General features: G+C 55.9%; 21 protein-coding genes. 20 read left to right on the forward strand and 1 reads right to left on the reverse strand.

Translation table 11 applies throughout. The annotated features are described in order from the left end of the window. The first annotated feature begins 177 nt into the window (after window positions 1-177). The 10 genes from dnaA (at window position 178) to BQ5462_RS01855 (ending at window position 11,827) form a co-directional block, all read left to right on the forward strand. Window positions 178-1,578 carry a chromosomal replication initiator protein DnaA gene (gene dnaA / locus BQ5462_RS01810; protein ID WP_071141729.1) on the forward strand — a complete coding sequence of 467 codons (1,401 nt, stop codon included), beginning with the start codon at window positions 178-180 and terminating at the stop codon, window positions 1,576-1,578. A gap of 277 nt (window positions 1,579-1,855) precedes the next feature. Then, the gene (gene dnaN, locus BQ5462_RS01815; protein WP_071141730.1) at window positions 1,856-2,983 is read left to right on the forward strand and encodes a DNA polymerase III subunit beta; all 1,128 of its coding nucleotides are present in this window, start codon (window positions 1,856-1,858) and stop codon (window positions 2,981-2,983) included. Next, window positions 2,983-4,119, forward strand: coding sequence for a DNA replication/repair protein RecF (recF, locus tag BQ5462_RS01820; RefSeq protein WP_071141731.1), 1,137 nt, complete (start codon window positions 2,983-2,985; stop codon window positions 4,117-4,119). Before dnaN ends, recF begins: the two co-directional genes overlap by 1 nt. Beyond that, window positions 4,116-4,847 carry a DciA family protein gene (locus tag BQ5462_RS01825; protein WP_071141732.1) on the forward strand — a complete coding sequence of 244 codons (732 nt, stop codon included), beginning with the start codon at window positions 4,116-4,118 and terminating at the stop codon, window positions 4,845-4,847. Before recF ends, BQ5462_RS01825 begins: the two co-directional genes overlap by 4 nt. Further along, window positions 4,825-5,052 (forward strand): extracellular matrix regulator RemB, encoded by a 228-nt coding sequence (gene remB / locus BQ5462_RS01830; RefSeq protein WP_071141771.1) that lies wholly within the window; start codon window positions 4,825-4,827, stop codon window positions 5,050-5,052. Before BQ5462_RS01825 ends, remB begins: the two co-directional genes overlap by 23 nt. Before the next feature lie 15 nt (window positions 5,053-5,067). Then, window positions 5,068-7,008 (forward strand): DNA topoisomerase (ATP-hydrolyzing) subunit B, encoded by a 1,941-nt coding sequence (gene gyrB / locus BQ5462_RS01835; protein WP_071141733.1) that lies wholly within the window; start codon window positions 5,068-5,070, stop codon window positions 7,006-7,008. Between the two features lie 11 nt (window positions 7,009-7,019). Beyond that, the gene (locus tag BQ5462_RS01840) at window positions 7,020-7,724 is read left to right on the forward strand and encodes a thiamine diphosphokinase (protein WP_071141734.1); all 705 of its coding nucleotides are present in this window, start codon (window positions 7,020-7,022) and stop codon (window positions 7,722-7,724) included. 4 nt (window positions 7,725-7,728) lie between these two features. Next, window positions 7,729-8,493: a sulfite exporter TauE/SafE family protein gene (locus BQ5462_RS01845; RefSeq protein ID WP_071141735.1), complete on the forward strand. Its 765-nt coding sequence runs from the start codon at window positions 7,729-7,731 to the stop codon at window positions 8,491-8,493. A 35-nt stretch (window positions 8,494-8,528) separates the two neighbouring features. Continuing rightward, window positions 8,529-11,024 (forward strand): DNA gyrase subunit A, encoded by a 2,496-nt coding sequence (gene gyrA / locus BQ5462_RS01850; protein ID WP_071141736.1) that lies wholly within the window; start codon window positions 8,529-8,531, stop codon window positions 11,022-11,024. A 362-nt stretch (window positions 11,025-11,386) separates the two neighbouring features. Then, window positions 11,387-11,827, forward strand: coding sequence for a YbjN domain-containing protein (locus BQ5462_RS01855; protein ID WP_083378029.1), 441 nt, complete (start codon window positions 11,387-11,389; stop codon window positions 11,825-11,827). 27 nt (window positions 11,828-11,854) lie between these two features. On the opposite strand, the gene BQ5462_RS01860 is transcribed toward BQ5462_RS01855, so the two are convergent. Then, entirely contained in the window at window positions 11,855-12,730 is an 876-nt protein-coding gene (locus tag BQ5462_RS01860; RefSeq protein WP_071141737.1) for a LysR family transcriptional regulator, read from the reverse strand. Window positions 12,731-12,923: 193 nt separating this feature from the next. Between BQ5462_RS01860 and maeA the strand changes: the two genes are divergently transcribed. From maeA to BQ5462_RS01910, 10 genes are all read left to right on the forward strand, one after another. Then, window positions 12,924-14,567, forward strand: coding sequence for an NAD-dependent malic enzyme (gene maeA / locus BQ5462_RS01865; RefSeq protein ID WP_071141738.1), 1,644 nt, complete (start codon window positions 12,924-12,926; stop codon window positions 14,565-14,567). A 325-nt stretch (window positions 14,568-14,892) separates the two neighbouring features. Continuing rightward, window positions 14,893-16,071 (forward strand): ABC transporter substrate-binding protein, encoded by a 1,179-nt coding sequence (locus BQ5462_RS01870; RefSeq protein ID WP_071141739.1) that lies wholly within the window; start codon window positions 14,893-14,895, stop codon window positions 16,069-16,071. 70 nt (window positions 16,072-16,141) lie between these two features. Then, window positions 16,142-17,038, forward strand: a complete 897-nt coding sequence (locus BQ5462_RS01875; protein WP_071141740.1) for a branched-chain amino acid ABC transporter permease — start codon at window positions 16,142-16,144, stop codon at window positions 17,036-17,038. A gap of 9 nt (window positions 17,039-17,047) precedes the next feature. Continuing rightward, window positions 17,048-18,028: a branched-chain amino acid ABC transporter permease gene (locus BQ5462_RS01880; protein ID WP_083378035.1), complete on the forward strand. Its 981-nt coding sequence runs from the start codon at window positions 17,048-17,050 to the stop codon at window positions 18,026-18,028. 7 nt (window positions 18,029-18,035) lie between these two features. Next, window positions 18,036-18,773, forward strand: a complete 738-nt coding sequence (locus BQ5462_RS01885) for an ABC transporter ATP-binding protein (protein WP_071141773.1) — start codon at window positions 18,036-18,038, stop codon at window positions 18,771-18,773. Further along, entirely contained in the window at window positions 18,773-19,477 is a 705-nt protein-coding gene (locus BQ5462_RS01890; RefSeq protein WP_071141741.1) for an ABC transporter ATP-binding protein, read from the forward strand. Before BQ5462_RS01885 ends, BQ5462_RS01890 begins: the two co-directional genes overlap by 1 nt. A gap of 15 nt (window positions 19,478-19,492) precedes the next feature. Then, window positions 19,493-20,161: a CBS and ACT domain-containing protein gene (locus BQ5462_RS01895; RefSeq protein ID WP_071141742.1), complete on the forward strand. Its 669-nt coding sequence runs from the start codon at window positions 19,493-19,495 to the stop codon at window positions 20,159-20,161. Next, on the forward strand, window positions 20,151-20,351 hold the full coding sequence (locus BQ5462_RS01900; RefSeq protein ID WP_071141775.1) for a DUF951 domain-containing protein: 201 nt from the start codon (window positions 20,151-20,153) through the stop codon (window positions 20,349-20,351). The genes BQ5462_RS01895 and BQ5462_RS01900 overlap by 11 nt, the downstream gene beginning before the upstream one ends. 95 nt (window positions 20,352-20,446) lie before the next feature. Next, the gene (locus tag BQ5462_RS11130; RefSeq protein ID WP_143037997.1) at window positions 20,447-21,205 is read left to right on the forward strand and encodes a hypothetical protein; all 759 of its coding nucleotides are present in this window, start codon (window positions 20,447-20,449) and stop codon (window positions 21,203-21,205) included. Window positions 21,206-21,215: 10 nt separating this feature from the next. Then, window positions 21,216-21,806, forward strand: a complete 591-nt coding sequence (locus BQ5462_RS01910; RefSeq protein ID WP_071141744.1) for a DUF805 domain-containing protein — start codon at window positions 21,216-21,218, stop codon at window positions 21,804-21,806. Window positions 21,807-22,087 lie beyond the last annotated feature (281 nt).

Genomic DNA, 22,087 nt, shown 5'->3' on the forward strand with positions numbered 1-22,087 from the left:
GTGTATAACTCCCTGTGCATAACCTGTGTATTGTGGATAACTGGAAAGCCGGAAAAAATCTGCCGTTGCCGGCTCTCCTCCAGAAAAGTTATCCACACTGTCCACAGGTTTTTCCACAGGCGGCCCCTGTTTCGTGATATAATTGTACATACTTTAAGGATAAAGGATGGATCGGAAATGACAACGAAATCGATTGCCCAGATCTGGGCCGATGTCCGGAATGCCGTAGCTGCCAGCAGTGAAGGCAGCAGCTGGAAAATCTGGCTGAACCCCACCCGCCCCCGGGATCTTTCGGACAATACCCTGATACTGAACGTACCCAATGAATTCACCAAGGAAAAAATCCAGGAGAGTTTCCTGCAGATCATGGAAGAAAGCCTGTCCCAGATCTGCGGCAGGCCCATGAAGATCGAACTGGCTGTAACCCCCCAGACCAATGAGGAGCAGAACCTGTTTTCAGAGGATCCTCCGACTCCGGTCCAAGTGGAAACAACGGCTGCACCGCCCATAAAGACAGATCCTGCCCAACCGGTCAAACCGGTCCAGAAATTCGATTCCCATCTGTCTCCCAAATACACCTTTGACAATTTCATCCGGGGCAAATCCAACGAAGAAGCCTACAATTTCTCCATGGGCGTGGCCAATGCCCCGGCCAAAAGCTACAACCCCCTTTTCCTGTACAGCGACCCGGGCCTGGGCAAGACCCATCTGATGAACGCCATCGGCAACTACATCCATGATCACCATCCGGAAATGAAGATCCTGTATATTTCCAGTGAAACCTTCACCAATGAACTGATCGGCGCCATCCAGCACAACACCAACGAAGCCTTCCGGAACAAATACCGGAACATCGACGTGCTGCTCATCGACGATATCCAGTTCCTGCGGAAAAAGGAATCCACCCAGGAAGAATTCTTCCACACCTTCGAGGCCCTGAAGCAGGCGGACAAGCAGATCATCATCTCCAGCGACCGGCCGCCCAAGGAACTGGACACCCTGGAGGAACGGCTGACCAGCCGGTTCATGCAGGGACTGATCATCGAAATCAACCATCCGGACTTTGAAACCCGCAGCGCCATTTTGCGCAGCATGGCGGAAAAAGACCATATCGACTTCCCCCTGGAAGTGATCCAGCTGATTGCCACCAATGTAAAGACCAACATCCGTGAACTGGAAGGCGCCTACACGAAGGTCAGTGCCTATGCCAGCCTGACCAAGCAGCCGGTGACCATGGAACTGGCCCGGAAAGCCCTGAAGGATCTGGATCTGGGCAATTCGGTGGATAAGGTGATCACCGTGGAAGCCATCATGGAACTGGTGGCCGCCCGCTACAAGATCCGGGTAGATGACCTGAAAGCCAAAAAGCGCACCCGTTCCATTGCCTATCCCCGGCAGATTGCCATGTATCTGACCCGGGAGCTGACGGATCTGTCCCTGCCCCGGATCGGAGAATGCTTCGGCGGCCGGGATCATACCACCGTCCTCCACGCCTGCGACAAGATCGCCGACGACAAGAAAAGTGACGCCAATCTGGAACGGCAGCTGGCCAAACTGACGGACGAGCTGAAAAAATAAGCCGTTCTGCCCCGGGTTTCCACTGTTTTCCGGTAAGTTATCCACAAGTTGTGGATAATCTTGTGAATAACTTGTTGGTAATTCTGTGGATAACCTGAAAAGTCCTTGAAAAAGTGGATATGTGGATAACAAAAAGAGACTTATCCACAGGGTTATCCAACCTCTCTGAAGGGCATCCCTCAAGGGTCCCGGTACTTTTCCACATACCCACAGGGCCTACTACGAAGACTACGAATTTTAATCAATTATCCGGTTTAGAAAATAAGGAGGTACTCCCATGCAGTTTTCCTGTGAAAGCAAACGGTTGGCGCAAAGCGTCAATATCGTTAAAAGAGCCATCTCAGCAAGCAACAATGCACCGATCTTTTCAGGCATCCATACCACACTGAAAGGCAATGAACTCCGTTTGATTGCCATGGATAATACCTACAGTATGGATATGAAGCTGGAAGTCAATGGAATGGAAGATGGTGACATCCTGGTCCCGGCCAAAGCCATCGGGGATTTGCTGGCCAAGTTCGATGCGGATGAAGTGCTGACCATCCAGCAGCTGGCCGGAGAAAAGGAAATGACCCTGACGGCTGCCAAAGCCAGAGGCCAGTATCACATCCCCTTGATGGACCCGGAAGAATATCCGGCCATCCCGGCTTTTACCAGTGAACGGATCCTTGAACTGCCGGAGGAGGTCATCGGCAATCTGATCGACACCACGGTATATGCCTGCTCCACGGATATGAGCCGGCCCCTGTATACCGGCGTTTACATGGAAAAGAAGGGAAAGAGCCTGACCGCCGTAGGGACCAACACCCATCGTCTGGCCATCAAGGAAGCGGAACTGGAAAATGGGGACGACAGTGAATTTTCCATGCTGATCCCGGCTCGTCTGTTGAAAGAAATCGGCAGCAATCTGAACGGGGAGCTCCCTGAACCGGTGACCCTGGCCCTGCAGGGACGGCAGATCATGGCCAAAGTGGGTAATTTGACCATTATTTCAAGCCTGATTGAAGGAAAATTCCCGGATTATAAGAGACCCATTCCGCCGTCCTTCAGCAACAGGACGGTCTTCAACCGGGTGGATATGGAAAAAGCCATCCAGCGGGTGGCCCTGTTCTCCCAGTCCGACTACAACATCGTACGGCTGGCCATCGATACCGACGGCATTACGCTGAGTTCCGCCGTCAGCGACATGGGTCAGGGCAAGGAAATCATCGCCTGCCAGACGGTGGGTGACACACTGCCCCTGAACATCGCTTTCAATTCCCGGTACATGATGGACTTCTTCAAGAACTGCGGCAGCGATACGGTCAGCATGGAGACCAACGCTTCCCTGGCTCCGGCCCGGCTCATGCCGGAAGGGGATGATACCTACACCTATATCCTGACGCCGGTGCGGGTTATTTTCTAATGCGTCTGGAAAATCTGCGGCTGTTGCACTTCCGGAATTATGAGCAGCTGGAAGTGCCGCTGCAGCATGATATCACCATTTTTTACGGGGACAATGCCCAGGGCAAGACCAATCTCCTGGAGGGAATCTATGTGGCGGCCCGGGGCTTTTCCTTCCGTACCCGCCACGAAGAGGAACTGCCCCAGTTCGGGGCAGAGGACTGGGCCGCCCAGCTGGATTACCGGGACCGGTACGGAGAGAATCGGCTTCTGGTAAAGCGGTACCGGGAACGGGGCCGACGGAGGAAGGAGAACCTGCTGAACGGAACGGCGGTCAGCCCCAAAGAGCAGTACGGGCTGGTGAATCTGGTGCTCTTTACTCCGGACGATCTGCAGCTGGTGAAGGGGGACCCGTCCCTGCGCCGAAAGTTTCTGAACATGGAGATCGCCCAGACCAGCCCGGTGTATTACGACCTGTTGGCCAAATACAACCGGGTGCTGCTGCAGCGGAACAAGTTCCTGAAACAGTGCCGGGACAGGGAACATCTGGAGGAAGCACAGCTTTCCGTGTGGGATGTGGCCCTTTCCCAGCTGGCGGCGGGCATCGTGGATGCCAGGCTCCAGGCCCTTTCCGGGATCCGGGAGGCGGCACAGAAAGTCTATGACGGGATCACCGGGACCCATGGGGCCCTGCAGCTGTCCTATGTACAGAAACAAAGCGGGGGCGAGGTGCCCCTGGAAACCACCCCTGGAAGAGAAGAGTGGGTGTCCTTCTATCAGGAACAATTCAAGGCGCGGCACCGGCTGGATTATCTGCGGGGGTATACCAGCATCGGACCCCACCGGGACGACCTGGAGATTGTCCACCAGGGACGGTCTCTGAAGGCGTACGGGTCCCAGGGGCAGCAGCGGACGGCTGCTCTGGCCCTGAAATTATCCGAACTGGAGTTCATCCGTGGGGTGCGGGATGAGTACCCGGTGCTGCTGCTGGATGATGTGCTCAGTGAACTGGATGCTCATCGGCGGGAAAAGCTGCTGGGCTTCATCAACGGCACGGTTCAGACCTTCCTGACGGTGAACGACCGGCAGCTGGCACCGGTCAGCGGCGATGTGGCCGCCTGGCAGGTGCGGGAAGGCCGACTGGAGGCGGAAGCATGAAGGATGCGGAACTGCTGGTGCTGCAGGTGCTGAAGACGCCCCGGGCCCGGAGGGAATTCCTCCTCCATGTGCTGAAGGTCCACTGGGCCGATTACATCGGCCATACGGCGGCCAGCCATTCCCAGCCTTACCGGCTGGAGGACGGGGTGCTGTATGTGCATACGGACAATCCCATGTGGTCCACCCAGCTCCATATGCTCCAGGGAAAACTGCTGGGCACCATCAACCGGGAACTGGCGCCGGAACTGAAGGGACGGAAACGGATCGTGAAGCAGATCCGGTTCTACCACGGCATCATCCAGGATCTTCCCCAGCCCGATCTGGAACAGACTCCCTTTATGCCGCTGCGGGATCCGGAGAAGCGGTGTCCTCTGTGCGGAGTGCCACTGATCGGGGATGAGAAAATCTGTTCTGCCTGCCGGCGAAAAAAAGAGGAGAAAATCCGCCGGGCCATCCGGAAAGAATTGGACAGACAGCCCTGGCTTTCCTACGAAGATTGCCGGAAACTGGTGGATTGTGATAAAATAACCTTTACTGACGTGAAGGCCAGATTGGAAGAATGGGCTCTGGACCGGGCCCTGGGTCCACGGGCAACGGACCGGGACATCGCCTTCGCAGTGATGGTGAATACCGGTGTGCCGCCGGAAAAACTGACGGCGGAGCTGGTGGAACGCACCCTGGAAAAGGCCGGGAGGAGCCGTTATTATGTACCTGCACGTAGGAAATAATTATGTGGTCCGCTGTGACGAGATCATCGGGATCTTCGATATCCGGAACAAGCGGACGAATATCTACCGTTTTTTCCTGAGACCCAAACTGGAACAGGGGAATGTGGTCGACCTGACCGAGAACTTCCCGCCCTCCAGCTGTGTGGTGACCCGGGATAAGATCATTCTGTCGGGGATCTCCAGCAAGACCCTGCAAAGACGATAGCTTCGGGAGGTTTGTATGGCAAAGAAGAAACAGACAATTGAAGAGGAGATCGCCGTCCACGGTGAGTACGGGGCGGATCAGATCCAGGTCCTGGAAGGCCTGGAAGCCGTGCGGAAACGTCCCAGTATGTATATCGGCAGCATCAGCGCCCGGGGCCTGCACCATCTGGTGTACGAAGTGATCGATAACAGCATCGACGAAGCCCTGGCCGGTTATTGCGACCATATCCATGTAACCATCCACAACGACAACAGCATCACCGTCACCGATAACGGCCGTGGTATCCCGGTGGAAATGCACAAGACCGGAAAACCGGCCATCGAAGTGGTCATGACCGTCCTCCATGCCGGCGGCAAGTTCGGCGACGGGGGCTACAAGGTTTCCGGCGGTCTGCATGGGGTGGGCGTATCCTGCGTGAACGCCCTGAGCAAGAAGATGGTGGTGGAAGTCAAGAAGAACGGGAAGGTCTATGGCATCGAATTCGCCAAAGGGAAGACCACCCGTCCTTTGTACGTGAAGGGGAAATGCCCGGAAAACGAGACTGGTACCAGCGTCACCTTCTGGCCGGATGACACCATCTTTACGGAAACCGTGTACAGCTATGACACCCTGAAACACCGGATCCGGGAACTGGCCTTTTTGAACAAGGGTGTGAAGATCCAGCTCACCGATGAACGGAGCGGCCAGGACGAGACCTTCCATTACGAGGGTGGCATCATCTCTTTCGTGGAATTCGTGAACCAGGGCAAGGAACCCCTCCATGAGAAACCCATCTACGTGGAAGGGGAGCGGCAGGATACCATCGTGGAAGTGGCCATGCAGTATACGGACGCCTACACGGAAAACATCTATACCTTCGTGAACAACATCAATACGGAGGAAGGGGGAACCCATCTGGCCGGCCTGAAACAGGCCCTGACCCGGTGCATCAACGACTATGCCCGGAAAAGCGGCATGCTGAAGGACAATGAGGACAATCTGTCCGGGGACGATGTGCGGGAAGGCCTGACCTGCGTCATGAGCCTGAAGGTGCGGGAACCCCAGTTTGAGGGACAGACCAAAACGAAACTGGGCAACAGCGAAGTCCGGGGCATCGTGGACAACATGGTTACCGGCGCCCTGACCGAATACTTCGAGGAAAATGCCCCTGTGGCCAAAAAAATCGTGGAAAAGGCCATCATGGCCAGCCGAGCTCGGTCTGCTGCCAGAAAAGCAAGGGACCTTACTCGGAGAAAATCTGCTTTGGAAGTGAGCAGCCTGCCGGGCAAGCTGGCTGACTGTTCCAGCAAGAATGCGGCTGAAACAGAAATCTATCTGGTGGAAGGGGATTCCGCAGGGGGCAGTGCCAAGCAGGGCCGTGACCGGAACTTCCAGGCCATCCTGCCGCTGCGGGGCAAGATCCTGAACGTGGAAAAAGCCCGCCTGGACAAGATGCTGAACAGCCAGGAAATCCGGGCCATGATCACGGCCTTCGGATGCGGCATCGGTGACGAATTCGACATCACCAAGGCCCGGTACGACAAGATCATCATCATGACCGATGCGGATGTGGACGGTGCCCACATCCGGACCCTGCTGCTCACGTTCTTCTACCGGTATATGCGGCCGCTGATCCAGCACGGCAACGTGTTCATCGCCCAGCCGCCCCTGTACCTGATCCGCACCGGCAAGAAGCATACCTATGCCTACAGTGATGAGGAACTTCAGCGAAAGCTGGACGAAGTGGGCCGCCAGAACAACCCCTATGTACAGCGGTACAAAGGGCTGGGGGAAATGAACCCGGAACAGCTGTGGGAAACCACCATGGATCCGGCGAAGCGTACCGTGCTTCAGGTCCAGCTGGAGGATGCGGCCAACGCCGATCAGGTGTTCTCCGTGCTCATGGGGGATAAAGTGGAACCCCGGCGGAAATTCATCGAAGAAAACGCCGGAAAAGTGACCAACCTGGACTTTTAAGGAGCTCCATCATGGAAAAAGCGGAATTCCAGCTGCCACAGGGAACCCTGCAGCTGCAGCAGGAAACAGCCCCGGCAGGCCCGCCTCTCATTGTGGTGGCCGGCGGCCGACGGCCCGATCCCCAGTGGCTCCATACCGTGGGCCGGCTGGGTACGGTCATTGCTGCCGACCGGGGTGCGGACCACTGCAAGAAAGCCGGGATCCTGCCCCGCTTCCTGTATGGGGATCGGGACAGTGCCGCCCCGGGTGCCTGGGAGGAATTCCTGCGCAGGGGAGCCCGGGCCAGGACATTCCTGGTGAACAAGGACGATACGGATCTGTCCCTGGTGTTCCAGGATCTGGAACCGGGGCCTCCTGTGTTGGCGACGGGCATCTGGGGCGGCCGGGCGGACCATCTGTTCGGCAACCTGTACACCCTGCTGGCCTATGCCCGGCGGGGCGGCACGGTGATCCTGGCGGACCAGCAGGAGCTGCTGTGCTACCTGCTGCCAGGCACCCGGGCCCGGTTCACAGCGGTCAAACGGCCCCGGGCGGTGAGCCTGCTGCCCCTTTCCCCGGAATGCACTGTGAGTATCCACGGGGTGCGCTGGCCCCTGGATCAGGCACCTCTCACCCAGGCCAATCCCTATGCGGTGAGCAACAAACAGACAGAGGCGTCTGTGGAGGCGGAAAGCCATGCCGGCACCGCCGGACTGTATTTTACCTGGAAGGAGTAATGCCATGCTGGAATTCCATCTGCAGGACCTGATTTTTCTTCTGGCGGCTGGGTTCATTGGCGCCTTCATCGATGCGGCCGTAGGGGGTGGTGGGCTGATTACCCTGCCGGCCTTCATGGCCACCGGAATCCCCACGCCCTTTGCCCTGGGATCCAATAAGCTGGCTTCCTCCATCGGAGCGGTGTCCAGTTTCTTCACCTTTGCCCGGGAGGGAAAGGTGGACCGGAAAATCCTGAAGATGATGCCCCTGTCCTTCTTCGGCAGTGCGGCAGGGGCCTGTATCGCCTCCCTGATGCCGGAGCAGCTGCTGCGGTACATCGTGGTCATCGCCCTGGTGTGTGTGGCCCTGAATACCTACCGGAAGAAAGACTGGGGCGGCGTCAACTCCATGGAAACCATGACCCGTTCCATGGCTGTGGGCATCGCCGTCATGGCCTGGTGCCTGGGCATGTACGATGGCTTTTTCGGACCGGGGACAGGTTCGTTCCTGATCTTCGGATTTTTGTATTTCGGTTATAACTTCGTGACGGCAGCCGGCAACACCAAAGCCCTGAACCTGGCCAGCAACCTGGGCGGGCTGGTGGCATTCCTGCTGCTGGGGCGGGTCTATCTGGCCTACGCCCTGCCCATGGGACTGGTGGAGATCGCCGGGGCCCATCTGGGCGCGAAGATTGCCATAAAAAAAGGGGTGGGGTACATCCGCACTCTGTATCTGATCGTGACTGTGGTCCTGATCGGCAAACAGGTCTACGATCTGTTCTTGAAATAACCGCGCCGTGAGGCGCAGGAAGGAAGCGTGAGAACGTGGATGATCAGCAAAACGACAAGCAGACCATCACCGCGGGCAAAGTCATTCCCGTCTATGTAGAAGACGAGATGCAGAAATGCTACATCGACTATGCCATGAGCGTCATTGTCCAGCGGGCTCTGCCGGATGTGCGGGACGGCCTGAAGCCGGTCCATCGACGCATCCTCTATGCCATGAACGAGGCAGGGATGCTGCCCAACAAGGCCTATAAAAAATCCGCCCGTATCGTGGGCGATGTTTTGGGTAAATACCATCCCCATGGGGATTCTTCGGTGTACGATGCCATTGTGCGTCTGGCCCAGGATTTCTCCACCCGGTATCTGATGGTGGACGGCCACGGGAACTTCGGTTCTGTGGACGGGGATCCTCCGGCTGCCATGCGGTACACGGAAGTGCGGATGGGCAAGATCGCCGTGGAAATGCTGCGGGATATCGAAAAGGATACGGTGGACTTCATCCCCAACTACGATGAATCCCTGAAGGAACCCACGGTGCTGCCGGCCAAGGTGCCGGCCCTGCTCATCAATGGATCCGCCGGGATCGCCGTGGGCATGGCCACCAACATTCCGCCCCACAACCTGGGCGAAGTGGTGGATGCCTGCGTCATGCTCATCGACCATCCGGATGCCACCATTGACCAGCTGATGACAGCCATCAAGGGGCCGGATTTCCCTACGGGTGCCAAGATCCTGGGGCTGTCCGGCATCCGCCAGGCTTATACCACAGGCCGGGGCGTGGTGAAGGTGCGGGCCAAGACCCACGTGGAACCCATGCCCAAGAACAAGAACCGGATCGTGGTCACCGAGATCCCCTACCAGGTGAACAAGGCGAAACTCATCGAGAGCATCGCCCACCTGGTACAGGACAAGACCCTGGAAGGGATCACCGACCTGCGGGATGAATCCGACCGGAAGGGCATGCGCATTGTCATCGAGCTGCGCAGCGATGTGGTGCCGGAAATCATGCTGAACAAGCTGTACAAGCATACCCAGCTGCAGGATTCCTTCGGCATCATCATGCTGGCTCTGGTGAACAACCATCCCCGGGTGCTGAACCTGAAGCAGATCCTGGAATACTATCTGGAACACCAGAAGGATGTAGTGACCCGGAAATGCCAGTATGAACTGAAGAAAGCCAAAGAACGGGCCCACATTTTGGAGGGCTTGAAAATCGCCCTGGATCACCTGGACGAAGTCATTGCCACCATCCGGGCCAGTGCCAACGGCGACGTGGCCAAGAAGGCGTTGATGGACAAATTCGGTCTCAGCGACCGGCAGGCCCAGGCCATCCTGGATATGCGCCTGCAGCGCCTGACCGGACTGGAACGCCAGAAAATCGAGGACGAATACAAAGAGGTCATGGCCACCATTGCCTACCTGGAAGATGTACTGGGTGATGAACACAAGATCATGGGCATCGTACGGGATGATCTGCTGGACGAAAAGAAACGGTTCGGGGATGCCCGCCGCACTTCCATCGTACCGGATACGGGGGATCTGGAAACGGAAGATCTGATTGCCGAGGAAGACGTGGTGATTACCATCAGCCATCAGAGCTATATCAAGCGCCAGGCCCTCACCAACTTCCGGAACCAGAACCGGGGCGGCCGGGGCATCAAGGCTGGCAGCGGCAAGATTGTGAAGGAAGACAACAAGGTGAAGGGAGACTTCTCTGAACACCTGCTCATGGCCAGCACCCATGACAACATCCTGTTCTTCACCAACCGGGGCCGGGTGTACCGGCAGAAGGGGTATGAGATCCCCGAAGCCAGCCGTACTGCCAAAGGTACCTTCATCCGCAACCTGCTGCCTCTGGAGGAAAACGAAAAGATCAATGCTGTGATTGCCGTGAAGAGCGGCATCAGCGAAGACGAGAAGAAGTTCCTGTTCATGGCCACCAATATGGGGGTCGTGAAGCGGACCAGCGTCAGCGAATTCAAGAGTGCCCGGAAGGGCGGCCTGATCGCCATCAACCTGGACGAGGGAGAAGAACTGATCGACGTCAAACTGACCAGTGGCCACAACGATATCCTGCTGGCTACCCGGGATGGGTACGCCATCCATTTCCTGGAAGACGATGTACGGCCCATGGGCCGTACCAGCCACGGGGTACGGGGTATCAGCCTGCGGCCTCATGACAGCGTGGTCTCCATGGACAGCTGCGTGGACGATACGGGCGAAGTGCTCACCGTCACCGACAAGGGCCAGGGAAAGCGGACCGATATCTCTGAATACCGGGTGCAGACCCGGGGCGGCAAGGGCATCATCAATCTGAAGGTGACCAGCAGGACCGGTCTGATCGTAGGGTCCAAGTTCATCAACGAGACCCAGGACATCATGCTGATTTCTGCGGCGGGCATCATCATCCGGATGAATGCCTCTGACATCTCTACCTATGGACGCAACGCTCAGGGCGTGAAACTCATGGACCTGGAACCGGGCGACCAGGTGGCAGCCGTAGCCATTGTGAATACGGTAAGCGACGAAGAATAGAAAAAAGGCGCTGTGAAAAAATCCTTCACAGCGCTTTTTTTTCGCTAGCGTCAGCTGGCTTCCATCGGCTAGTGACTAGAGACTAGAGACTAGTGACGGGGTGTGAAAAAGCATTTTTCACACCCCCTTTTCTTGTGGATAACCTGTGCACAAGTGGATAACTGAAACTGGATATTGTGGGGTGAACAGGCTTTTACACAATATCTGGGAGTTACCCACAGAGTTATCCACAGGAATTGTGGATAACCTGCCTGTTTTTGTGGATAAGCTTGTGGATAAGTGGAAAACTTGACGGAAGAACCGGGATGCCGTATCCTGTAAGCAGATGCAGCGGCGAACATTCCGCTGAAGGAGGAAAACAAATGGCAGTTTTGAATGCGAAAGCAGAAAGCTTCAAGAAATTCGTAGAAAAGAAAGATCCCAAAGCCTTTGTGGTGGATCCCATCGAGAAGGATCCGCTTCATACGGTGGTGTTCCGGTCCCATCTGACAGTGGACGGCACGCCTCTGCAGCTGATCGTGGTACTGGATGACAGTGCCTTCGGCATCATCCGGATCCTGCTGGCCCCCAAGGCCCTGAAGGAAGCCAACAAGGCAGCGCTCATGGACCTGCTGAATACCCTGAACAGCACCTACAAATCCTTTAAGTTCTACATGGATAAGGAGGATTCCCTGATCCTGGATACCTGCGTGATCTTCCATGACGAACATGTGGACGGCAACATGATGTACGCCCTGTTCCAGATGATCAGCAAGGAACTGGATGCCCGGTACAAAGACATCATGAAGACCATCTGGGAATGAGACATTCCATAAAAAAGGCCTGCCGCATCAAAGCGGCAGGCCTTTTTTGACGAAACGGACGAATTCTTCCATGGCCGGATTGAAGTGCAGGTCCTTGTTCCAGTCCAGGGTGATATAGGCCGGGCGGAACTGGCGCACGGAAATGGGATGCAGGTCCGGTTCCTGCTGGGCGATTTCCTCGGTCAGGAAACCGGCGGCACCTTCCGACCGGATGTATTCCAGGATGGTGAACACCTGGGTGGTCTGGTGCAGGATCCAGGGATGGACCCCGCTCTGGGCGAACATGTGGCGGATGTAGGCCGTCTGGTCGAAGTGGTCGGAGAACATGACCAGGGGGGTGTCCTTCAGCTCGGTAAGGTCGATGGCGTCTTTCCGGGCCAGGGGATGATCCTGGCGGACGAACAGTTTCAGGTAGCTTTTCCGCAGCAGCAGGCAGTGGCTGGGTTCCTCCGGCAGCCGGTTGGTGACGCACAGGGCAAAGTCGATTTCCTGCCGGTCCAGCAGTTCATACAGGACCTTGGTGGTTTCTTCCACGGTTTCGATGGTGATCTGGGGATGGGTCTTCAGGAAGGCCCCGTGGATCTGGGGAAACAGGGTGTTTCCCCGCATGGTGGCAATGCCGATGCGGATCAGGGCCTTGCCGGTGCCCAGGGAGTGCATCACCTGGCACAGGTTCCGGTACTGGTTCTGGAACTGGCGGGCATGGTCCAGAAGGATCCGCCCCCGGCGGGTCATCTGGATGTTGTTCCGGTTCCGCTGGAACAGGGCCACGCCACATTCTTCCTCCAGTTCCCGGATGGCCTTGGAGATGCCCGGCTGGGAGATGTGGCATTTTTCGGCGGCTCGGGAAAAGCTGCCGGTATCGCACACCGCAATGAAGTATTCGATCTGGGTCAGTTTCATGGTATCCCTCCTTTTTTAATTATAACTCAAAGTTTGGGTCAGTGAAAATAAAGTATTATACATTTCCTGTAAAGAACGTTACAATACATTCCAGAAACAAACTTCTTGTGTCGGGCAGGGGCCCTGCCATCCGGGCCTCCTTCCTTTTTTCTGCTGGAGTGCATTGAATGGTTCAGGTAAAGGAGAGATATCCATGACAACGACGAAACGAGGCTATGATTTACTGAATGATCCTTTTTTGAATAAGGGGACCGCTTTCACCCGGGAGGAACGGAAAAAGTTCGGCCTGATCGGTATCCTGCCGCCCCAGATCGAAACCATCGAACTGCAGGACCAGCAGGCCTACGACAATTTCTGTGAACGGCCCAACAAGATGGTGCAGCGCCATTATCTGATGAAACTGTTCAGCCGCAACCGTACCCTGTTCTTCCACCTGTTTTCCCATCATCTGGAAAAACTCATGCCCGTCCTGTACGCTCCCGGGGTAGCCGAAAGCGTGAAGCAGTACAGTGAACTGTTCACCACGCCGCAAAATGCGGTGTATCTTTCCATCGATGCCATGGACGATATCGAGGAATCCCTGAAGAACGGGGCTTCCGGCCGGGATATCCAGCTGATCGTGGTCACGGACGGGGAAAGCATCCTGGGAATCGGTGACTGGGGAACCAATGGGGTCAGCATCTCCACCGGCAAGATCCTGGTGTATACGGCAGCCGCCGGCATCGATCCTTCCAAGGTGCTGCCCGTGGTGCTGGATGCCGGCACCAACCGGGAAAGCCTGATCCAGGACCCTCTGTACCTGGGCCTGCACCATGGACGGATCAATGACCAACGATATGATGCCTTTGTGGATCGTTTCATCGAAACGGCGGAAAAACTGTTCCCCCACCTGTATATCCATTTCGAAGACTTTGGCCGGGAAAATGCAGCCCGTCTGCTGAAACGGTATGAAGACAGATATGCGGTGTACAACGATGATATCGAGGGGACCGGGGCCGTGACCCTGGCCGCCATCCTGGGGGCCCTGAAAAGCTCCGGACAGAAGATCACGGACCAGAAATTCGTCTGCTTCGGTGCCGGCACCTCCGGTATGGGGATCGTGGAGCAGGTCTTTGAGGAAATGAAGCTCCAGGGCCTCAGCGAACAGGAAGCCAGAAATCGGTTCTATCTGGTGGACAAGCAGGGTCTGCTGTTCGACGATATGGACGACCTGACTCCTCAGCAGAAACCTTTTGCCCGGAAACGCAGCGAATTCGCCGATGCCGCTTCTCTGGATACCCTGGCTGCTGTGGTCCATGAACTCCATCCCACCATCCTGGTGGGGGCTTCCACCGCTGCCGGTGCCTTTACGAAGGAAATCGTCCAAGATATGGCATCCCATACACCCCGGCCCATCATCTTCCCGCTGAGCAATCCGGCTGATCTGGCGGAAGCCAGCGCTGAAGATCTGCTGCACTGGACCGATGGGAAGGCTTTCGTGGCCACGGGTACGGCCTCCCGGAAAGTGGTGTATCATCACACCATCTTCGATATCGGCCAGGCCAACAACTCCCTGGTGTTCCCGGGCATGGGGCTGGCTGTTACCGCCTGCCGGGCCAAACGGGTTTCCAAAGGGATGCTGGCTGCTGCAGCCCATGCCCTGGCTGATCTGGTGGATAGCAGCAAACCGGGTGCCGCTGTACTGCCGCCGGTGCGGGAAATGGGGAATTTCACCCGGATCCTGGCAGAAAAGGTGATCCGGCAGGCTGTGAAAGAAGGGCTGAACCAGATTCCTGTGGAGGATCCCGGGAAGGCCATTGCGGCTGTCCACTGGGATGCGGAGTATAAAGACTTATAAGTGCTGACAGGCGACAGGACGCCCTCAGTTACAGATCACTGGATGCAGGGAGCCGATGGCAGATTTGCCATCGGCTTTTTTTTGATGCCAATTTTTGTGAAATCCCACAAATGTTCTTATATAATAGACAAAAATCTATTCATTACATACATTATAAAAAAGTTACATAAAACAACTGTACATTTTTAAAAATGAAATCGTTTTTGTAAAAAAGAGTGTTGCAAAAATGTGAACCAGTGCGTATAATGGTCATAAAGCTTGCAGGGCCGACCGGTTCAATGCGGGTCACCAGCAAGGAAATCTCAGGAAAGCAAAGGTGTTGTTGATGAAAGCATGGAAAAAAGCGGTCGGCGCGCTGGCGATGACAACTCTCGTAGCGTCTATGTTTACCGGCTGCGGCAAGAAAGATGCAGCAAAGAAAGACAGCGGCAATGAAATCAAGATCGGGGCTCTGTTCGAACTGACCGGCAACGTGGCCAACTACGGCAAATCCACATACAAAGGCGTACAGCTGGCTGTGGAGCAGATCAACGCCAAGGGTGGCATCAACGGCAAGAAAATCAAACTGGTGGAAGCTGACAACAAATCGGAGCCTTCCGAATCCGGCAACGCGGCCACCAAGCTGATCACCAAGGATAAAGTGTCCGTCATCATCGGGCCGGCTACCAGCGGCTGCGTATCTGCTGCCACGCCGGTAGTGACCAACAGCAAGATCCCTCTGATGGCTCCTGTAGCTACGGCTCCCGGCATCACGGTGGATGAAAAAGGCAAGGTCCGTCCGTATATTTTCCGTGCCTGCTTCACGGACCCCTTCCAGGGAAAACTGATGGCCAAATTTGCCACCGAAACCCTGAAAGTGAAGAATGTGGCGATTTTCTATGATTCCTCCAGTGATTACTCCAAGGGCCTGATGGATGTATTCGGCAAGACCCTGGAAGAAAAAGGCGGCAAAGTGGTTGGCAAGGAAGCCTTCCTGGCCAAGGACCAGGACTTCAAGTCCGCACTGACCAAACTGAAAGCCACCAATCCGGAAGCCCTGTATGTTCCCGGCTACTATGAAGAAGTTTCCAAGATCATCAAACAGGCCCGTGAAGTGGGAATCACCTGCCCGATTCTGGGCAGTGACGGATGGGATTCTCCCAAACTGGCTGATATCGCCGGCGCGGAAGCCCTGAACGGCACCTACTTCACCAACGCCTACTCCGCACAGGACAAGGATCCTCATGTACAGCAGTTCATCAAGGACTACAAAGCCAAATTCAACGAAGAACCGGATACCTTCGCCATCCATGGCTATGACGGCACCCTGGCTGTGGCGGAAGCCATCAAACAGGCCGGTACCGCAGATGGAGCCAAGATTGCCGAAGCCCTGAGCAAGATCAAGGATCTGCAGGTAGCTACGGGCAAATATACCCTGGATGAACAGCACAACCCTGTTTCCGGCGGTATCATCATCGAAATGAAAGACGGCAAACAGACCTTCAAACAAAAGATTACGCTGTAAGCCAAACAATCTGCTGGCGTCGGATCGGTTTCCGGTCTGACGCCAAACTTTTTCACAAGGAGGGGTGCTCATGAACACAGGATCTTTTGCCCTGCAATTTGTCCAGCAAATTGTCAACGGCATTTCCCTGGGCAGCATTTATGCGCTGATTGCCCTGGGATACACCATGATCTACGGGATCATCAAACTGATCAACTTCGCCCACGGTGATATTTACATGTTGGGCGCCTATATCGGCTTTGTGGCCATTACGAAAGCCCATCTGCCGTTTCTGCCGGCTCTGATCATTGCTATGGCGGGAGCGGCCCTGGCCGGTATCATCATCGAACGGATTGCCTATAAACCCATGCGGAATGCTCCCCGGATTGCGGCTCTGATCACCGCCATCGGTGTATCTTTCTTCCTGGAAAACGGCATGATCCTGCTGGTTACGCCCCAGCCACGGACCTTTCCGCCGGTGTTCGCTCCCACGGTGTACCACATCGGGGGCGTGGTGGTGAACAACCAGCAGATCCTGATCCTGGTCAGTGCCCTGGTGCTGATGCTGGGTCTGACCTATATCGTCAACAGGACCAAGGCCGGGAAGGCCATGCGGGCTGTCAGCTATGATGCCGATGCAGCCAAGCTCATGGGCATCGACACCGACCGGGTCATCTCCACCACCTTCGCCCTGGGCTCTGCACTGGCAGCGGCTGCCGGCGTGCTGGTGGGTATCTATTACAACTCCATCGATCCCCTCATGGGCATGATGCCCGGTATCAAGGCCTTCATCGCAGCTGTGGTGGGGGGCATCGGGATCCTGCCCGGCGCCATGCTGGGGGGCATCATCATGGGCCTGGTGGAAGCCATGGTGTCCGGTTTCTTCTCCTCCACCTATCGGGATGCGGCAGCCTTTGCCATCCTGATTTTGATCCTGCTCATCAAACCCACGGGCCTTTTGGGCAAGAACGTAAAAGAGAAAGTGTAGGTGATGGCCATGAAGAGTTTGCGAAAAGCATTGCGGAAACAGGACCTGCTGGGTCTGGCCATCCTGGCTGTGATCTTTGTGGCATTCTATGTGCTCTTCGATGAAGAAATCCTGGACGATTACTGGGAAACCAACGTGATCCTGATCCTGATCAACATCATCATGAGCGTCAGCCTGAACCTGATCAACGGGCTCACCGGCCAGTTCTCCATCGGCCATGCCGGGTTCATGGCGGTGGGGGCCTACAGTTCTGCCATCATCACGGTGAAACTGGGGATGGACTTCCCCATCGCCCTGATCGTGGCCACCCTGTCGGCAGCTGTACTGGGCTTTTTGATCGGCGTCCCCACCCTGCGGCTGAACGGGGATTATCTGGCCATTGCCACGCTGGGCCTGGGCGAAATCATCCGGATCACCATCTTGAACATCGACTACGTGGGTGGAGCTTCCGGCTTCATGGGCATTCCCCGTCTGACTACATTCCCCATCGCCTTCTGGATCATGGCTTTTGTACTGTTCTTCATCAAGAACTTCAAGAATTCGGCGGAAGGCCGTGCCTGTATGGCCATCCGGGAAAATGAGATCGCGGCTGAGACCATGGGAATCAATACCACCAAGTACAAGGTGCTGGCCTTCACCATCGGGGCCGGATTCGCCGGTACGGCCGGTGCCCTGTTCTCCCATTACTACTACATCGCCCATCCTGCCTCCTTCACCTTCATGCGTTCCTTCGACGTACTGACCATGGTGGTGCTGGGCGGCCTGGGCTCCATCAGCGGCAGCGTGGCCGGGGCCATCCTGCTGACAGGTATCTCTGCGGCCCTGGCCGATTATCCGGAATGGCGGATGGTGATCTATTCCATCGTACTGATCGTGCTCATGCTGAACCGGCCGCAAGGCATATTCGGCAACAAGGAACTGAGCCTGAAGATGTTCCATTCTATCAAACTGGGAGGTGGCTCTCGTGGCGGAACTGCTCAAAGTGAATAACGCATCCATGATCTTTGGCGGCCTGCGCGCCGTGTCCAACCTGACCATGCAGATCGACGAGGGGGAACTGATCGGCCTGATCGGTCCCAACGGGGCCGGCAAGACCACGGCTTTCAACATGCTCACCGGGGTGTATGAACCCTCCGAAGGGGTCATCACCTTCGACGGTCAGAAAATCAATGGGAAGAAACCCTATCAGGTGACCCAGATGGGCATCGCTCGGACTTTCCAGAATATCCGGCTGTTCTCTGAACTGTCCGTACTGGACAACGTAAAAATCGCCTTCAACAGCCAGGTCCGTTACGGCCTGCTGGAGGCGGTGGGCCGTTTCGGCCGGTACTTCAAGGAAGAAGAAACCATCGAGGAAAAAGCCCTGGCCCTGCTGAAAATCTTCCACCTGGAAAAATTCCGGGACGAAATGGCCAGGAACCTTCCCTACGGGGAACAGCGGCGGCTGGAAATCGCCCGGGCCCTGGCCACCGCTCCCCGGCTGCTGCTGCTGGACGAACCGGCAGCCGGCATGAACCCCCAGGAAACAAAGGAGCTCATGGAAATGATCCGGTGGATCAAGAAGGAATTCGACCTGAGCATCCTGCTCATTGAACACGATATGCAGCTGGTCATGAATGTGTGCCAGCGGATCTATGTGCTGGAATACGGCATCTGCATTGCCAATGGCACCCCTGACGAAATCAAGCATAACAAACGGGTCATCAAGGCCTATTTGGGCGAGGAGGTATCCTGATGCTCTCAATCAAAAATCTGAACGTATACTATGGGGCCATCCACGCCGTCAAGGATCTGGACATGGAAGTGGGGGACGGGGAAATCGTCACCCTGATCGGTTCCAACGGGGCCGGTAAATCCACCACCCTGCATACCATTTCCGGGCTGATCAAACCCAAAAGCGGCAGCATTGAATACAAAGGCAACGACATCGTGGGGATCCCGGCCCATAAACTGGTGGGCCAGGGCCTGGTGCAGGTTCCGGAAGGGCGGCATGTATTTGCCGAGATGACCGTCATGGAAAACCTGGACATGGGAGCCTACCTGCGGAAGGATAAGGATGAAGTGGCCCGGGACAAGGAAAAAGTATTCCTGAAATTCCCCCGTCTGAAAGAACGGGTCGGCCAGCTGGCTGGTACACTGTCCGGCGGCGAGCAGCAGATGCTGGCCATGGGACGGGCTCTTATGAGCCGTCCCCAGCTGCTGCTCCTGGACGAACCGTCCATGGGGCTGGCACCGCTTTTGGTACGGGAAATCTTCTCCATCATCAAGGAAATCAATGAGGAAGGTACCACCGTCCTTCTGGTGGAACAGAACGCCAATATGGCGTTGTCCATTGCAGATCGGGCGTATGTATTGGAAACCGGCCGCGTAGTGCTGTCCGGCAGTGCAGCCGAACTGGCAGCCAGCGAAGCCGTGCAGAAGGCTTATCTGGGCGGCTGACAAGGAGGCAGAAGCATGCAAGTAAAAGATTTGATGACCAAAGTGGTAAAAGTGGTGACGGCGGATCAGTCCCTGCTGGAAATCCGGGAACTGATGCTGAACAACAACCTGCGCCGGATCCCGGTGGTGGATGAAGACGGCCATCTGAAGGGCATCGTCACCGACGGGGATGTGGCACGGGCAACGCCTTCCGACGCCAGCACCCTGGACCGGTATGAAGTGAACACCATCCTGGGCAAATTGAAGGCCAAAGACCTGATGACCAAGGCCGTCATTACGGTCAAAGCCGAAGACGGGGTGGAGACCGCCGCCTATCTGATGTACAAATTCAAAATCGGGGCTCTGCCCGTGGTGGACGACACCAACAAGGTGGTGGGGATCATCTCCGATACGGATGTGTTCAAGGCTTTTGTGGACCTGCTGGGCTATGCCAAGACCTCCACGAAGATCACTGTGGATACCCAGGATAAGGTGGGTGTGTTGGCCGACCTGGCTGACATCTTCCGGCAGCGGGGCGTGAACATCATCTCCGTGCTGGTCCGGAAGATTGGACCGAAACGGGCGGCCATTACGGTACGGGCGGACCTGACCAATGCCATGGATATCATCCAGACCATCCGGGATGCCGGGTTCGTGATCACCGACATTTCTACGTTGAAAGTAGATGATGCCCATGAAGAATGATATCGAATACAAAGTCGGCGACATTGTGCGGATGAAGAAAGCCCATCCCTGCGGTTCCTATGAATGGGACGTGCTGCGGGTAGGCATGGACTTCGGCATCAAATGCCGGGGCTGCGGCCATTACGTATTGCTGCCCCGGGCCAAGTTCGAAAAAGCGGTACGGGAGGTACTGGTGCATAAAGAGGATTGACCGGAACGCAAGAAGGACTGCTGTCCATCAGCAGTCCTTTTTTATGGTATAATGGTCTGGTAAATTCACAGGCCGGAGGGCCGGGGGGTGTCTGTATGAAAAAACAATGGCTGGCAATGGGATTGGCGTTCTGTCTATCGGCGTTGCCTCTTCCGGCACTGGCGGTGCACTGGATGCCTCTGGGCAACACCGATGAAGGATCGATTTCCATGGACCGGGACAGCCTGAAACGGCCGACGGACACCTCTCTGCTGGTGTGGGAAAAGGTGGTCTGGGTGAAACCGGATGCCAAGGGCCATACCGGGGAGCTGCGGCATCGGGAATATGACATGAAGACAAAGAAATGGCGTCAGCTCAGTTCCTATGCCCTGGACAAAAAGGGCAAAAAGACCACCGGCAACCGGAAGGTGCAGGAATGGCAGGCCTTTGAGCCCATGACGCCCCTGTTCACCCGGGCCCGGTATGAATGGGATTATTCCCGGTGGCGGGGACCCTGGGTCTTCATCAAGAGTCTGCCGGGACTGGGACGGAAATGGTTCAACCCCGAATCCCTGGAAAAGAAGGGGCCCAATTCCTATCAGGTATGGGAAAAGACCGTCATGAAGAATCCGGTGAACGGAACCAGGGTACTGCTGAGCCAGACCCGGTATGATGTAAAGAATGAGAAGGCACGGACGCTGTACCTGTGCACCTTTGATGCGCAGAACACCATGACGGACCATTATGCAGTGAACGATGTGTGGACCAAGGCCGGTGATACCTATGGAGAATACATCGGCGACCAGCTGGCCACCTATTACGCCAAACATCCGGCCAAAGGGAAAAAGACCGGAAAGACCCTTAAGAAAAAGTAAGGAGGACATTATGAAGATCTGTCCCAAATGTCATAAGATCTATGAAGACAGCCAGAACTTCTGTTCCATTGACGGAACGGAGCTGGAACTGACCCCGGTGAGCCAGGCTATGCGCAGTGGTGGGCAGCAGCCGGAAGATGCAGCACAGCCTGCACAGGAAGTACAGCCGGAAACGGAAACCCGGCAGGAACAGCAGCAACAGAACCGGTACCAGTATCGTCCCACCAGCGATCCCAGCTTTGGTGCCCGGCTGCAGGCCAATATCCCCGATGCCAATACCTGGAAGCCCATGTATTTTTCCTTTGACGGACGGTTGAGCCGGGGAGATTTTGTGTGCCGGTGGCTGCTGCTGGTGCTGTGCGCTGTGGTGGTGAGCCTGCTGTGCGGCGTCATTTCCATCCTGGCACCCTTGGGGATCCTGGCTTTCATTGCTTTGTGTGTGGCCCAGATTTCCATTTCGGTGCGGCGGCTCCATGACCGGGGACACAGCGGTCTGTGGCTGTTTGTGTGCGTCATTCCCGCAGCCAACCTGCTCATGTTCCTGTACCTGTTGTTCGCTGCCGGCCAGCCGGGTGTGAATGAATATGGAGCAGCGGAATAAAAAAACAGGAGAAAGGTGTTGACACCTTTCTCCCGTTTTGCTATACGATACAAGCTTTCTCTTTGAGAAAGCGCCATACCAGCCTTCATGGGTCCGGCAACTGTTTCACATGAAACATTGTGAGAAAAAAGTTGTTGACAAACCTTTGAAAGTCTGGTAAGATATAGAAGTCGTCACGAAGACGGCAAGACGAACTTTGAGAACTGAATATTGTTGACAGATGTGCGGGTCAAGTCACTTTTAGTGATGAGATCGAGTCACCTGGATGAAAACCAGGTTAA

The organism is Acidaminococcus timonensis (genome assembly GCF_900106585.1).
GTDB classification, from domain to species: domain Bacteria; phylum Bacillota; class Negativicutes; order Acidaminococcales; family Acidaminococcaceae; genus Acidaminococcus; species Acidaminococcus timonensis.

Excerpts from the sequence above, each read along its gene's own strand:
- BQ5462_RS01860 (WP_071141737.1), bottom strand. The coding sequence starts at position 12,730 with ATGAAACTGACCCAGATCGAATACTTCATTGCGGTGTGCGATACCGGC.
- gyrB (WP_071141733.1), top strand. The coding sequence starts at position 5,068 with ATGGCAAAGAAGAAACAGACAATTGAAGAGGAGATCGCCGTCCACGGT.
- maeA (WP_071141738.1), top strand. The coding sequence starts at position 12,924 with ATGACAACGACGAAACGAGGCTATGATTTACTGAATGATCCTTTTTTG.
- dnaN (WP_071141730.1), top strand. The coding sequence starts at position 1,856 with ATGCAGTTTTCCTGTGAAAGCAAACGGTTGGCGCAAAGCGTCAATATC.
- BQ5462_RS11130 (WP_143037997.1), top strand. The coding sequence starts at position 20,447 with ATGAAAAAACAATGGCTGGCAATGGGATTGGCGTTCTGTCTATCGGCG.
- BQ5462_RS01840 (WP_071141734.1), top strand. The coding sequence starts at position 7,020 with ATGGAAAAAGCGGAATTCCAGCTGCCACAGGGAACCCTGCAGCTGCAG.
- recF (WP_071141731.1), top strand. The coding sequence starts at position 2,983 with ATGCGTCTGGAAAATCTGCGGCTGTTGCACTTCCGGAATTATGAGCAG.
- BQ5462_RS01855 (WP_083378029.1), top strand. The coding sequence starts at position 11,387 with ATGGCAGTTTTGAATGCGAAAGCAGAAAGCTTCAAGAAATTCGTAGAA.
- BQ5462_RS01885 (WP_071141773.1), top strand. The coding sequence starts at position 18,036 with ATGATCTTTGGCGGCCTGCGCGCCGTGTCCAACCTGACCATGCAGATC.
- BQ5462_RS01910 (WP_071141744.1), top strand. The coding sequence starts at position 21,216 with ATGAAGATCTGTCCCAAATGTCATAAGATCTATGAAGACAGCCAGAAC.
- BQ5462_RS01825 (WP_071141732.1), top strand. The coding sequence starts at position 4,116 with ATGAAGGATGCGGAACTGCTGGTGCTGCAGGTGCTGAAGACGCCCCGG.
- BQ5462_RS01875 (WP_071141740.1), top strand. The coding sequence starts at position 16,142 with ATGAACACAGGATCTTTTGCCCTGCAATTTGTCCAGCAAATTGTCAAC.
- BQ5462_RS01845 (WP_071141735.1), top strand. The coding sequence starts at position 7,729 with ATGCTGGAATTCCATCTGCAGGACCTGATTTTTCTTCTGGCGGCTGGG.
- dnaA (WP_071141729.1), top strand. The coding sequence starts at position 178 with ATGACAACGAAATCGATTGCCCAGATCTGGGCCGATGTCCGGAATGCC.
- BQ5462_RS01900 (WP_071141775.1), top strand. The coding sequence starts at position 20,151 with ATGAAGAATGATATCGAATACAAAGTCGGCGACATTGTGCGGATGAAG.
- BQ5462_RS01890 (WP_071141741.1), top strand. The coding sequence starts at position 18,773 with ATGCTCTCAATCAAAAATCTGAACGTATACTATGGGGCCATCCACGCC.
- BQ5462_RS01870 (WP_071141739.1), top strand. The coding sequence starts at position 14,893 with ATGAAAGCATGGAAAAAAGCGGTCGGCGCGCTGGCGATGACAACTCTC.
- remB (WP_071141771.1), top strand. The coding sequence starts at position 4,825 with ATGTACCTGCACGTAGGAAATAATTATGTGGTCCGCTGTGACGAGATC.
- BQ5462_RS01880 (WP_083378035.1), top strand. The coding sequence starts at position 17,048 with ATGAAGAGTTTGCGAAAAGCATTGCGGAAACAGGACCTGCTGGGTCTG.
- BQ5462_RS01895 (WP_071141742.1), top strand. The coding sequence starts at position 19,493 with ATGCAAGTAAAAGATTTGATGACCAAAGTGGTAAAAGTGGTGACGGCG.